This window comes from Anabaena sp. PCC 7108 (assembly GCF_000332135.1).
Classification (GTDB): domain Bacteria; phylum Cyanobacteriota; class Cyanobacteriia; order Cyanobacteriales; family Nostocaceae; genus Anabaena.
On record NZ_KB235896.1, the window covers coordinates 1 to 14,020 of the forward strand.

Consider the following 14,020-nt stretch of genomic DNA (forward strand, 5'->3'; position numbering starts at 1 on the left):
CTACGTGAGCTATTTCCATGATGATTGTGAATACTAATCATGGATTAGCTGCTTAAGAAGGAATGTGCAAGGCTGAAATTTTACAGTCAGGTTTTAAATGCGATTTAGGGATGGGCAGCGTCATATGGTTTGACAAACGCGACAGATGGATTGGCTAACTAAATCATGTGACTTTGAGTAACCAAACCATGCGCCGCGCTACATTCGGAGTTGCTTTATATAGCAATTACTATTGAAGTGAGGTACAAGCTGTAATAATTAAACGCAGATGGACGCAGATGGACGCAGATAAACGCAGATGATTTTGTACTTCACTAGACTAGGAAACGCTATATTTTAGAGCATCGTGAATTAGCGAGGATATAATATTATTTCAGAGGGAACAGGAAGCAACTCTTAACAGGAAAAACTCATGTTTAAAAACATGAGATTGAAATAATGACACTGTTTTTTTCGTGTCACTCTCCTTGTAAAAACATCCTTTTTTTGACTGAGCTTTAAACTCAGAACTAAAGTTTCTTATCTGTTCCCTGTTCCCTGTTCCCTTTTTTTGTAATTATGTATGGCTATTTTCACACAATTTATATTGTCTGGAATTAATCAGCATTTTTGGCAAATATTTTTACAAAGTATAAGTGAAGTTTTTTACCAACATCCCAGGAACTAATGTCCCTCCTAATTGCCGACTTTCATAGGTTCCGACTTCAGGAATAAATTCTTGAAAGTTGGTTAAATCTACTAAATTTTCTGCACCCCAAAAGCGATAGAGACTTTCATCAAAACGCAGGTTGGCAATGGGGGCGACAATTTCACCATTTTCTACCCAAAAACAGGCATAGCGAGTCATACCTGTAATTCTACCACTAGGGCGATCGCTCCAATTTAAATAATGTAAATTAGCAACATATAACCCTGTATCTAAACTTTGTAAAATCTGCTCAAATGCCAAATTACCTGGGGTTATTTCTGGAGAACGTAAGGTTTCTGAAGCATTAGCACCATTAGCAATTTTATTATATTCTTTGGCTGTACGAGAATTAACTAGAGTATTTCTCAAAACTCCTTTTTCTATTAGAGATAATTCCGGTGCGGCCATTTCTCCTAATTCATTAAATCTGGGAACTAAACCTAATTGAAAGTTTTCTTGCAAATTAAATTTTGGTGAAAGTTGTTTTTCTTGACGTGATAAAACAGCTAAAGCACTATTACCTTGTTGAATATCTGCTTCACTAATAGCACCCCAAGAAAGCATACCCAATAAATCAGCCACCGCAGCTGGAGCAAAATAGGTTTTATATTGTCCTTTTGGTAATTCTTTAACTGGACGAGACAGCATTGCTAATTGGTTTTTGCCATCATTTATTTTAGCTAGATAAGCAGATTCATCCCAATTGCTGCCGGCAAAAGTCCCTTTAACAGCTTGTCCTGATTCTATAAACAAAGAATAGTCTAAGGTGAAAGAATCAGTAGCAAACCAGTGTTTTTGTCCGCTAGAATCGCCATAAGCTCTGATGACAATTCCCCCAGCATACATTCCAGTAAAATCTAAATCAGCAACTGATTCTAAAATGTTATTAATAACATTTTCTGGTACTAATAATTTGCCTATATTTACTTCTCTACTTGCATTATTTCCGGTAGGTAAAACTAAATAAGGATCAATAGGTAATATAGTCAAATCTTCCCGTAATTCCTCTAAAGCCGTGTATGCTAATTGCCAATCTATGTCCCAATTCCCAGTCAAGGGAAACTGACGAAAACTACTGCGTTCATTTGCTATTAATGTCAGTTGAATCGAACCATCATTAACATAACCTGTTTGTCTAACTTTCGCACAATTAAAGCGGGTAAATTGACTACTTTCGCTGCTGAGTCTCACCGTAAAATGTTCATTTTCTGCTTTTTTAATTAGCAGAGTTTCCACAATTTGATTAAAAGTTTTTTCTAAGGTTGATAATTCTGTAATTTTCATTGTTTAAATTGTATCTGTGTCAATATTTAATTCTCGCAATTTTGCCGCTAAACGTTCTGCTTTTCTTGCTGCAAATTCTGCTCTTTCTGTTTCTTGTTCAGCTCTTCGTGTTTGTATTGCTGTTTTTCTAGTTTCCTCTGCTGCGCTTTCTTCTGGTGTGGGTACTAACTCTCCTCCTGGGGTAAAATACCTTAACAAACCCTCATAAACTCCTAAATATAAACCTAGCTGTTGACTCCATAAATGACCTTTTTCATTGGGTTCTAAAGGTTGATATTTTCCATTTGTTAAATAAAAACCTGCAAATTCTAAGGTATAAGGGTCAAACCAAAAATAATCCGGTGTGCGGAAAGTATTTTGATAAAGTTCTTTTTTATATTCTCTATCAGTATTAGCTGTACTCGGTGAAAGAATTTCTAAAATAAAATTAGGATATTTACCATCTTCTTCCCACACTACCCAACTTTTAGGGGTTTTGCGTTCTGTTCCCAAAACAACAAAAAAATCAGGACCGCGGAAAAATTCTGATTTCTTTTGGTGAGGACTATAATAAATAGTCAGATTTCCCGCAGCATAGAAATCAGTTCTATCTTTCCACAACCATTCTAGACATTTGAAAAGTAAAATTATTTGTCGTAGATGCAGTTCTGTTTCGACGGTCGGTTCATCACTATATAAATCACTAGGAGGAAATATTACATCTGGGGAGATGTCTGGTTGTGATTCTAATTCTTGAGCAATGATCATATTGATATGGCATCAAGTAGTTATTTGTTGATTGTAGCATTAATAGGAGAAGTCAGGAGTTAGGAAGAAGGCAGGAAAAATTTTATTAACCACCACCAAAGACTTCAATATTAGCAAATCCACAAACTGGTGAACCATGACCTACAAAAATAGCTTGATTTGGTTCTCCTTTACCGCAATATGGTGTACCATACATTTGCCAACTGGAATTATTACCAACTTGAATTAAACTGTGCCAAAATTCTGGTGTGGTAGCGCGATAGTTAGGGTTACGAAGGGTTTTGGTCAGTTTACCGTTTTCAATTAATTTGGCATATTCACAACCAAATTGAAATTTATAACGTTGATCATCTATTGACCAAGAACGGTTAGATTCCATGTAAATACCATGTTCTATTCCTGATATAATTTCCTCAAAAGTGGCATTTCCTGGTTCTAAATTTAAGTTAGCCATTCTGTCTATCGGGGGACGATTCCAGGAACAAGCCCGCGCACAAGCAACACCGGTTAAATCTGCTCTAGCTTGACTTTCTAAGCTACCTAAACCTCGTTGTAAAATGCCTTTTTTAATAATATATTCTTTGGTGGCTACTGCACCAGTGTCATCAAAACCATAACTAGAAAATTCACCTGCTACTGTAGGATCAAAGGTGATATTCATGAGGGGTGAACCATATTCTAGTTTACCAAAATCATTTTTGCTAACAAAGCTACCTCCAGCATAGTTGCGTTCATCTCCTAAAATGCGGTCAATTTCTAAAGGATGTCCGATACTTTCATGAATTTGTAGCATCATTTGGTCTGGTGCTAAAACTAAAGTAGTGCGGGTATTTGGACATTCTTCTGCTGTTAATAATTCTAATACCTGTTCACCAACCTTTTGAACTTGATGCCATAAATTATCTTCTTGGAAAAGTTCCCAACTACCTTGATAATAGTTCGCTTCTTCACCGTTATTAGTGCGTCTTTGAACGATTTCTCCATCTTTAGCTATTGCACTAAAATGATTACCAAGGGAAAGAATATTTTGATATACTTCAGAACCATTACTACTCACAAACCAGGTTTCTTTTTGCTGTGTGCGAACTCTAGCTGTGGTTTGAATGATTTTATCGTTGATTTTCAGCTTTTGACAAATCCGAATTAGTAAATTGTTTATTTCTCCTGGATTAGTAGCATCTAATGGTTCTAAAAATGGTGATTTATATTCTCCTACAACTTTGGGACGTGTACTTTCACTAACCGGATATATCCACCATTTACTGGCTGCAATTGCTTGTTTATAGGCAATTTTTGCAGCGTTTTCTAAGCTGGAAATATCTAATGAGTTGGTGGCTGCATATCCTAAACAACCATCAACTATAACTTCTATCATTGCTCCTATATCTAATGTTTTACCATTACTTTGGGGTAAACCATCACGCACGGAATGATGGGTTGAAGTGGTTTTTACGGCTCTAATTCCTACCCAGTCTGCTGGAATGTTTAAATCGGAAATGGCTGTTGTTAGTTGTTTCCACATAGCTTCAATTAAAAATTAAAACTTAAAAATTAAAAATCACTTTTGATGATTTTTTTGTGTTTTGACAATGATAGCACCAATTATCTTTATGACTTCATTAAGTTCACCATAAATCGGTAGTAATTTTGCTTCGGGTATTATATCAGTAGCCATGAGCAATTTTAACCAATATCTAGTTTCTCGTCCTTCTTTTAAAGCAATTTTTAATTTGTGAACAAAATCTGCTGTACTCTCTGCTGCTTGTGATTCATCAACGTTTGCACCAATGGATGTACCAGAACGAAGTAATTGTTTAGATATTGTTTTTGCAACTCCAGGGTGTTTATCTAATTCCTGACAAAGTTTGACTACACGAATAGCAAGCTCAAGTGTTCTATCAGTGATTGGTTGATAATTGCTCATGGTAAATTAATAATCACCTCCTGTTTTTTTTCTTTTTAATTTTTAATTTTTAATTTTTAATTTTTTCTTTGCCAGCGTGTTCCTTCTTTGCTGTCTATTAAGGTGATGCTTTTTATTAATAGTTCATCACGAATACGATCTGATTCGGCGAAGTTTTTGGCTTTTCTCGCTTCTTGTCTGCGTTGAATTAATTCTTCAATTTCTACATCGCTTATACTATCTGGTTTAGGAGTTTCTATTTCTGGTTTGGTTGTTAAACCTAAAACATCTGCTAATGTAGTTAGAGTTTGCCATTTTTGAAGTAATTCATTGGCTGGGGTTTCTGTTTTTCCTTGATGTACAATAATATTTCTTTCCCGATTTAGTTCTTTGGCTAATTCAAAAATTATTACTAACCCACCAGGAAAATTAAAGTCATCATTAACGGCTTCTTTAAATCTCTCAATCTGGGAATTTTGGATTTTAGATTTTGGATTTTGGATTAAATTAGATTCGTCCCAGCCTAATTTTTTACGATGTTGATAACCAAAAAGTAATCCTTCTTTAATTGTATGCCAGCCGTTTGTTGCTGCTAAAATTGCTTCATCGGTAAAGTCTATGGGTTTACGATATTGTGCCATCATCACAAATAACCTTACGGCCATTGGGTCTACACCTCGATCTAGCAATTCCCGAATAGTGATAAAATTACCCAAGGATTTGGACATTTTTTCACCATCTACTTTGACCATACCGTTGTGTAACCAATAATTAGCTAAAGGCTTACCAGTGACTGCTTCAGATTGGGCAATTTCATTTTCATGATGTGGGAAAATTAAGTCAGCACCACCAGCATGAATGTCAATGGTATCACCCAAGCGATCGCGCACCATTGCTGAACATTCTATATGCCATCCGGGACGACCTTTTCCCCAAGGTGAGTCCCACGCAGGTTCGGATGGTTTTGCAGCTTTCCACAAAGCAAAATCAAAGGGATCTTTCTTTTTTTGATATTCTGGATCTTCTACATTTACTCTTTCGCTTGCACCAGCTTGCATATCATCTAATTTTCGTCCTGAAAGTTTGCCATATCCATCAAACTTTCGCACCGCATAATAAACATCACCATCAGATGGATAAGCAAAACCTTTTTGTTCTAAATCATGAATTAATCTTTTAATACCGTTCATGGTATGGGTTGCACGGGGATATTCATCAGCTTCTTTAATTCCCAAACGTGCCATATCTTCAAAATATGCCTTAATAAAGCGTTCTGATACCGCTTCCATCGTCGAATTTTCTAACCGTGCGCGGTTAAGAATCTTATCATCAACATCCGTAAAATTTTGGATATAGCGCACATCATAACCGATAAACTCAAGATAGCGACGCACTACATCCCAAACAATACAAGCTCTAGCATGACCCAAATGGCAATAGTCGTAAACCGTCACACCGCAATAATACATCTTTACCTTCCCAGGATCGACGGTGGTAAATGGTTCTTGACGACGGGTGAGAGTATTGTAAATAGATAGGGTCATAATAGAGGAATAAGGCATCTAACGATCAGCAATGATAACGTAAGTTGCGAGTAATCGGATAGGTAAGTGAAACTGAATTAAGAGCGATCGCTCTCATCATCTATGATATCTGATGTAGTTCTCCCAATAATTCCCAGTAATATCATGTAATGCAATCAGCAGAGGTTGGTAAATTATGATTCAAGCTTTACCCAAAACTAAACCAGTAACTTTTACAGAGTTTGTGGAATGGAAACCAGAAAATAAAAGATATGAATTACATAATGGAGTAATTATTGAAATGAATCAACCTTTAGGTTTTCATGAATGGATTATCATTTTTCTGAATGACATCATCTTCTCAGAATATAAACGGTTAGGGTTGCCTTACGGTATATCTAAAACTGTTTTAGTTAAACCGACAAATAATGAATCTGCTTATTCACCAGATGTTTTAGTTTTAAATCGTGATAATTTAATCAATGAATTTTTATGGGAAAAACAAGCTACCGTTTCTCAAGCTGCATCAATACCTTTAATTATTGAAGTTGTGAGTACAAATTGGCGTGTTGATTATTTAACTAAAGTTAAAGATTATGAAGAAATTGGTATTGCTGAATATTGGATAGTTGATTATTTAGGTTTAGGTGGAACTCCCTATATAGGAAATCCCAAACAACCAACTATTTCTATCTATCATTTAATCAATGGAGAATATCGAGTTAGTCAATTTAGAGAAAATGAAACTGTAGCATCACCAACTTTTCCACAACTTACCCTTACTGCTAACCAGATTTTTCAAGCTGGTATGTAAATATGTTACTGTAATGCCGAGTAGCTAAAATCAAGATAAAATATAAAATACATCAATAGCCTACTTCATCACCATGCAAACAACAGTTAGTTCTGAATCTCAAACAATGGAAGCTCCCAAACAAGGATTGCCAGTAACAATTATTACAGGCTTCCTGGGAAGTGGTAAAACAACTTTACTCAATCATATTTTAACTAATCAGCAAGGAGTGAAAACCGCTGTTTTAGTCAACGAATTTGGCGAAATTGGTATTGATAACGAATTAGTTGTTGCTACCGATGAAAATATGGTGGAATTAAGTAATGGTTGTATTTGCTGCACCATTAATAATGACTTAGTAGATGCGGTTTACAAAGTTTTAGAAAGAGAAGAAAAGCTAGATTATCTAGTTGTAGAAACCACAGGTTTAGCAGATCCTTTACCTGTAGCCATGACATTTTTGGGTTCAGAATTACGAGATTTAACCCGGTTAGATTCCATTATCACCGTAGTTGATGCCGCAAATTATAGCTTGGATTTATTTAATTCCCAAGCAGCTTTAAGTCAAATTACTTATGGTGATGTAATTATTCTTAATAAGACAGATTTGGTTGATGAAACTACTTTAACAGAATTAGAAAGAAAGATTAATGATGTTAAGGAAGGATCAAGAATTATTAGAACTACAAAATCACAAGTTCCACTTCCTTTAATTCTCAGTGTTGGTTTGTTTGAATCTGATAAATATTTTGATTCAGAAGAAGACGAAGAAGAACACGAACATCATGATCATCATGATCATTCTACCTGTGGTCACGACCATCATGAAGATCACGATGATCACGATCATTCTAACTGTGAACATGACCATCATGATCATGATCATGAACATCATCACCATCATTCCGACCACTTAGAAAATGATGGTTTTGTATCCATATCTTTCCAAAGTGAAAAACCTTTTTCTATTAGAAAGTTTCAATATTTTCTAGATAACCAACTACCGACAAATGTCTTCCGCGCTAAGGGTATTATGTGGTTTGATGAAAGTCCCCAACGTCACATTTTCCACCTCTGCGGTAAACGCTTTACCATTGATGATGATGAGTGGAAAGGTGAAAAGAAAAATCAGTTAGTGCTAATTGGTCAAAATCTAGATAGTGAAACTTTACTCAAGCAGATAGAAAACTGTATTTGTCTTCCTTCTACTAGTAGAGGTAAAGGTTTTGGGAAATAGTAAATAGACAGTAGGTTGGGGAGCCATCGCCTTGGACGGGTTCCCCGGCTTGTGGCGAATGGCGTTTGACACAAGGAAACCCAACATCTAAAAATTTAAAATTTTATTTATGCGGTTGGTGTAACCTCATATAGAATTGGTATTACTCATTTAATTGCTGCACGTTGAGTTTGATAAATATGGATTTGGTCTACTAAACCCTGAATACCAGGAACATCAAAACCATAACTCTGAAAACCCTTCCCAATAGAATTAGTTAAAACGTCTGCACCTTTACCTTGATAGTAAACAGGAACTGGTCGGTTTGCATGATTTCCCCAACCATATTTAAATTGAGAATTAGAACCCCAAAAATGACCTGCTTTCTCAGGGTCAGATTCAGCCGTTAAAGCTTCTGCACCTTTTAATTTTAAAAGTTGCTCGAAATTGGGATTTAAAGTTAGGTAATGATCATGATCTGCGGTGACAATCAGCAGGTTATTTTCCCAACCACCGTTATTTTTAATCCAGTCAATTGTAGTTTGGACAGCTTTATCAAAATCTAAAACTGTTCCAATCAAATTATCTAGGTTATCATCATGAGCAGACCAATCAATATCACCACCTTCTACCATTAACCAAAATCCATCTTTGTCTTTAGATAAAACTTCTAAAGCGGCTTTTGTTAAATCCTGGAGAGTGGGATTTTCATTAATTTCTCTAGCAATAAATGATTTATCTGTTTCTCCAGGAAGCAGCGGACGAACTGTATCGGGTTTTTGTCCTTGAGAACTAAACAGAGAAAAGATACTCAATCCTGTATTGCTGTAGTCTCCATTAGCGGTACTCACAGGGAGATTTCCCTCTTGTCCCCTGGCTCCATATAATCCTAACAAGCGCTGTTTCTGATTTGGATCTAACTGACTCGCAGTCATGGCTAATTTAGCCGCAGCATCTTGACCCCTTTCTAAAAATGTATAATCGTAGCGGTTGCGATTGGGGTTTTTGCTCAATTCTGCGTAGGTTGATTTCGTAATATATTCAAACTTTGTCGGTGGTTCTACTCCCGTTGGTAAAGATTCACTACCAGCACCTGTAAGGGGATGACCACCACCTAAAATCACAGTAGGTTGATAAATGCGGAGTTCCTGCTGTAAGATATTGTCCAAACTGGGAAAATCAGCATCATATTTATTGCGACGATTAACGTTAGCTGCTGCTGCACCAGGAGTAGCATGATCAATCGGTACAGAAGTGACAATCCCTGTAGATTTACCAGCATCAGCCGCAGTTTTGAGAATTGTTTCTAGTGGTTTTTCAAATATATCTACGGAAATAGCGTTGTTATAGCTTTTAACTCCGGTATAAAGAGTAGTAGCTGTGTTGGCTGAATCAGGATAACTGTGCTTGATGTATTCAGGGTCATTTCCAGGTGTCCAAGGATTTATCCCCCCACGCACAGGATCATAACCGACTAAGTTACCAACAGCATCAGCACTGAGATTTTCTGTACCACCAGATGGTTTATTTCCTGGGTTAAATTTGGGTTGGAATTTGAAACCTGGTAAAATCGGACTACCACCTGTAATAGAGATAGAGTTAGTTAATGCAGAGTTGCTGGTACTGAAAACGCCATTACCAGGAGCAATAGTTGTACCATAGGTTGTAGCTAGGGCGTAATTCTCCAGGCTTTGGAAGCTGAGTCCTTCTCCTTTCCCAGATTTGTAATTATATCCTTTAGCAACAGCCGCAGCGCGAGCCATTTCCCAACCCATACCATCCCCAATCATGAGAATTACGTTCTTGGTATTGGTTAAATTTATCGCTGGGGCGGAATTAGAAGCAATAGCTCCGGCTACAATCATGATCAGGGTGAAGATTCCAGCCAATAAACTGACCGTTAATCGAAATTGTGGACTAGATTTAACTACCATAGGTAAAATGCCTCCTCTATGATGAGAGAATATTACATAATGATCACAAAACTTAAAATTCATTCATCATGGCAAAAATTCAGTTTTCTAAAGGCGTTGACGAAGAAGTAATTCCAGAGGTACGCTTGACGCGATCGCGCAGTGGTGATCAAGGTACAGCAACATTTATTTTTACCAATCCTCAGATTTTAGGTCAAGGTAATACTGAAGAAATCACGGGGATGTACATGATTGACGAAGAAGGTGAAATAATCACCCGCGAAGTTAAGGGTAAATTTGTCAACGGTAGACCAGAAGCGTTAGAAGCCGTTTACCTGATGAAAACCCCCGCAGAATGGGAGCGATTTATGCGCTTTATGGATCGTTATGCCCAAGAAAACGGTCTAGGATTGAGTAAATCCTAAGTAGTCATTAGCCATTAGTCATTGGTCATTGGTCATTAGTCCTTGGTCATTGGCTAAAATTCAATTTAATTTAAATTAATTTAATTTAAATATCTATGAATCTTCAACCACACCCCGATTCAGCGAAAATAACGGTAACTTGTGCTGTTATTACTGTCAGCGATACCCGTACCACGGAAACGGATCAGAGTGGTCAACTAATTAAACAATTACTTTTGACTGCTAATCATGCTGTCGGAGTCTACGCAATTATCAAAGATGAACCAGCACAGATTCAAGCACAGATAGAATTGCTGGGTAAAACTAGCAATGTAGATGCTTTGATTTTCAATGGTGGGACAGGAATTGCACCTAGAGATACCACCTACGACGCTATAGAAAAGCTGTTAGCAAAGACTTTACCGGGATTTGGTGAGTTATTCCGCTTTTTAAGTTATCAACAAATTGGTTCCCGTGCGATCGCATCTCGTGCTGTAGCTGGTATTTATCAAAATAAACTGATCTTCTCTCTTCCTGGTTCCAGTACTGCAGTACTACTCGGAATGGAAAAACTGATCTTACCTGAACTTGTTCATTTAGTCACTCAATTAGATGATACCAGGAGGCAGAGAGTTGTTTAAATATTTTGATACAGGACTTACGCAACTGGCACATTGGTAGGGTGCTTCAGATATCAACAATCTGTTTATTTGCAGGATTTATGCAGTAGTAAAGCACCCTACAACTGATTTTTAGTGTGACACTTGCGTAAGTCCTATAGAAGTCATATTTGATTTTTGAAAAAAATTAGGTATTGTAGGGTGCGTCAGATATTACAAATCTGTTTATTAATAGAATTTATGGAGTCTGACGCACCCTACGTATCTTTTCATAAATCAAATATTATTCCTATATGATATATAGCGTTTCCCAGTCTAATGAAGTACACACCAATTTATTCACTGTTCTCTGTTAAGAGTTCCCTAAAACGAAAAAACGAGGAAATCCGGGTTAACTATTTACCCTTAATTCTTGGGCGATTAAGTAAAGTTTCCTGATAGGATTCAGTATTATTTATGACTAAAAAAATGTATAATCAGCAATCATATTTACAGATGGAATTTTTTTCATGTTAACACTTTATTACTCACCAATTCATGTAAACCCACGGCGAGTTTGGATTACACTAATAGAAAAAGGATTAGAATTTGAACTCGTAGAAGTTAAACTGATTAATGAAGAACAGTTTAAACCAGAATTTTTAGCGATTAACCCTTTCCATCATATTCCAGTTTTAGTAGATGAGGGTTTTAAGATGGTGGAATCCTTGGCAATTTTGGATTATTTAGAAGCTAAATATCCAACCCCGCCAATGTTACCAAAAGATGCTAAAGATTTAGCGATTGTGCGAATGGTGCAAAATATTAGTGTCAATGAAATATTACCAGCCAGCCAGCCGATGTTGTCAGTAATGTTCGATTTACCAGGAGGAAAAAATGCAGAAGCAATTGAACAAGCGAAGATAAAAATTAGTACAGGATTGAAATTTTTTGAGAATCTGCTTGATGATCGTCCATACTTTGGCAGTGATAACTTAACTTTAGCCGATGTTGTAGCGGGAACTATCATACCTTGGCTGCTGAAAGCGGGTATATCCTTTGATGAATATCCCAAATTGAGTGCTTGGTGCGATCGCATAGTTGCACGTCCATCATGGCAAAGTACCCAAGCGACACCAGAGATGTTGCAAACTTATCACAACTTGTTAATCAAAAGAATGGGTTAACGATAGTAAGTTTAGTAAAGCGAATAGCAGGTTGGGATTCCCGAATTATCAAAAAATTCGGGTATCTTGTTGTTGGGAAATAGTTATAATTTAACTTGCGCCAAATGACTGCGGGGATTGTAGGTACGGATAGCGCGGATTTTTTCATAATACTCCCTCTCCTGTGGGCTAAGGTCTTTTGGAGGAGCGATCGCTACTTTGACAAACTGATCACCACGTCCACCTTTAGCTAGAGGCCAACCCTTACCACGTAAGCGCAGAGATTGACCAGAACGCACACCTGCCGGCAACTTAACATTAACATTACCATCGGGTGTAGGTACATCAATAGCCGCACCTAATGTAGCTTCATCTGGTGTAATTAGCACTTCACAAACTAGATTATCACCCTCAATTTGGAAAAAAGAATGAGGTTGTAATTCCACCTTTAAATATAAATCTCCCCGTTGTTGAGTCATAGGGTTTAATTGACCTTTCCCCCGCACTCGGAGACGAGTACCAGATTTAGCACCAGCGGGAATACGGACATCAATAGTTTCGTTACCCAAGTTAAAACGTTTTTGAACTCCAGCAAATGCTTCTGCAAAGGTTAACTTAATCACCGCTTCCGTATCTTGGGCAGCACCTACACCAGCATCGGGAAACCCAAAATCATTAAAACCGCCCACACCACCACTAGGTCTACCGGTGGAAGTGCGATAAGAATAACTTTGTCGTCCACTGCGAGGGCCAGCAGCACCAAATAATTCATTTAAAAAGTCATTAAAACTGCCATATTGACTGAAGTCAAAACCATTCATATCAACCCCAGCACCGCCACTGGGGAAACCTTCACCAGCCTGTTTCCAGTATTGCCCGAATTGGTCGTATTTTTTCCGCTTATCTGGGTCTGATAGAACTTCGTAAGCTTCGTTAACCTCTTTGAAGCTTGCCTCTGCTTGTTTATTTCCTGGGTTGACATCAGGGTGAAACTTGCGGGCAAGTTTACGGAAAGCTTGTTTAATTTCTTCTGGAGTGGCAGTCTTACTGATTCCTAAAATTGCGTAATAGTCCTTAAAGTCAGTTGCAGCCATCTACCAGCCTCCTATATAAATTTAGGTTATGTTTTTTTTCTAAGATAAGACATTTACTGTTGACCAGATAATCTCTGGGAACAGGATTATGATATTAAATTAGCAAAGAATATCAAAAATCAAGTGAGGTTGTCGCTCATACTGCCAGGGCAATTCCCGTACTCCTTAGCTTTAAGTCCAAAAAATTAACTTGTCTACTCCTTCTTCTATGCTGGGGGGAGAATCCCGGAGTTGGCGATGCATTCGCAAAATAATTTCGTCGGGAACCTGGCGAATCCGCCTTTGATTGCGTGCTAAACATAGCCAAACTGGGGTTTTCACCCAAATTCCAGTAATGTGAGTAAAACCCAAATTACGGGCTTGGATAATGAGTTTACGGCGATCGCATCGTTTGGCGTTGGTAGCATCAAAAATTACCCCTCTATCTGCCCCTATAGCTTGTTGAAATTGCCGCTGTATTTCTCTCCAAATCAACAGCCATGCCCCTTGAGTCGCTTCTGAACCAAAGAGTTGCCCCCTGATAGCATCTGTAGAAATTAGCTGCATCTGGGGGCTTTCTGTGAGTAATTGTTTTGCTAACGTTGACTTACCGCTACCAGGAAGACCAATCAGTAAGATGAGTTCTGAGTGCAAATTTGGGAGTGTTGAGTGAGTAGTTAGGAGTGAAGAATAATTAGAAGTTTGATCCAT

General features: G+C 37.5%; 13 protein-coding genes. 5 read left to right on the forward strand and 8 right to left on the reverse strand.

Annotated features, from left to right (window positions below):
• Positions 1-622: 622 nt before the first annotated feature.
• The 5 genes from ANA7108_RS0100745 to cysS form a co-directional block, all read right to left on the reverse strand.
• On the reverse strand, positions 623-1,972 hold the full coding sequence (locus ANA7108_RS0100745) for a TldD/PmbA family protein (RefSeq protein WP_016948839.1): 1,350 nt from the start codon (positions 1,970-1,972) through the stop codon (positions 623-625).
• Between the two features lie 3 nt (positions 1,973-1,975).
• A complete protein-coding gene (locus ANA7108_RS0100750; protein WP_016948840.1) occupies positions 1,976-2,719 on the reverse strand; it encodes a Uma2 family endonuclease in 744 nt (247 codons plus the stop codon).
• An 85-nt stretch (positions 2,720-2,804) separates the two neighbouring features.
• Positions 2,805-4,241, reverse strand: a complete 1,437-nt coding sequence (locus ANA7108_RS0100755) for a TldD/PmbA family protein (RefSeq protein WP_016948841.1) — start codon at positions 4,239-4,241, stop codon at positions 2,805-2,807.
• 36 nt (positions 4,242-4,277) lie between these two features.
• Entirely contained in the window at positions 4,278-4,643 is a 366-nt protein-coding gene (locus ANA7108_RS0100760) for a four helix bundle protein (RefSeq protein WP_016948842.1), read from the reverse strand.
• Positions 4,644-4,699: 56 nt separating this feature from the next.
• Positions 4,700-6,166, reverse strand: a complete 1,467-nt coding sequence (gene cysS / locus ANA7108_RS0100765; RefSeq protein WP_026103910.1) for a cysteine--tRNA ligase — start codon at positions 6,164-6,166, stop codon at positions 4,700-4,702.
• Positions 6,167-6,341: 175 nt separating this feature from the next.
• Between cysS and ANA7108_RS0100770 the strand changes: the two genes are divergently transcribed.
• A complete protein-coding gene (locus ANA7108_RS0100770) occupies positions 6,342-6,959 on the forward strand; it encodes a Uma2 family endonuclease (RefSeq protein ID WP_016948844.1) in 618 nt (205 codons plus the stop codon).
• Between the two features lie 73 nt (positions 6,960-7,032).
• The gene (locus ANA7108_RS0100775; protein WP_016948845.1) at positions 7,033-8,175 is read left to right on the forward strand and encodes a GTP-binding protein; all 1,143 of its coding nucleotides are present in this window, start codon (positions 7,033-7,035) and stop codon (positions 8,173-8,175) included.
• A gap of 146 nt (positions 8,176-8,321) precedes the next feature.
• On the opposite strand, the gene ANA7108_RS0100780 is transcribed toward ANA7108_RS0100775, so the two are convergent.
• Positions 8,322-10,088, reverse strand: coding sequence for an alkaline phosphatase (locus ANA7108_RS0100780; protein WP_016948846.1), 1,767 nt, complete (start codon positions 10,086-10,088; stop codon positions 8,322-8,324).
• Between the two features lie 68 nt (positions 10,089-10,156).
• Here ANA7108_RS0100780 and psb28 point away from each other — a divergent pair, with 68 nt between their 5' ends.
• The 3 genes from psb28 to ANA7108_RS0100795 all read left to right on the forward strand — a co-directional run bounded on the left by psb28 (position 10,157) and on the right by ANA7108_RS0100795 (position 12,257).
• A complete protein-coding gene (psb28, locus tag ANA7108_RS0100785; protein ID WP_016948847.1) occupies positions 10,157-10,492 on the forward strand; it encodes a photosystem II reaction center protein Psb28 in 336 nt (111 codons plus the stop codon).
• Positions 10,493-10,587: 95 nt separating this feature from the next.
• Entirely contained in the window at positions 10,588-11,112 is a 525-nt protein-coding gene (locus tag ANA7108_RS0100790) for a molybdenum cofactor biosynthesis protein B (RefSeq protein ID WP_016948848.1), read from the forward strand.
• Positions 11,113-11,600: 488 nt separating this feature from the next.
• Entirely contained in the window at positions 11,601-12,257 is a 657-nt protein-coding gene (locus ANA7108_RS0100795; protein WP_016948849.1) for a glutathione S-transferase family protein, read from the forward strand.
• An 83-nt stretch (positions 12,258-12,340) separates the two neighbouring features.
• Here ANA7108_RS0100795 and ANA7108_RS0100800 read toward each other — a convergent pair whose 3' ends face one another.
• Entirely contained in the window at positions 12,341-13,330 is a 990-nt protein-coding gene (locus tag ANA7108_RS0100800) for a DnaJ C-terminal domain-containing protein (protein ID WP_016948850.1), read from the reverse strand.
• A 171-nt stretch (positions 13,331-13,501) separates the two neighbouring features.
• The gene (locus ANA7108_RS0100805) at positions 13,502-14,020 is read right to left on the reverse strand and encodes an AAA family ATPase (protein ID WP_016948851.1); all 519 of its coding nucleotides are present in this window, start codon (positions 14,018-14,020) and stop codon (positions 13,502-13,504) included.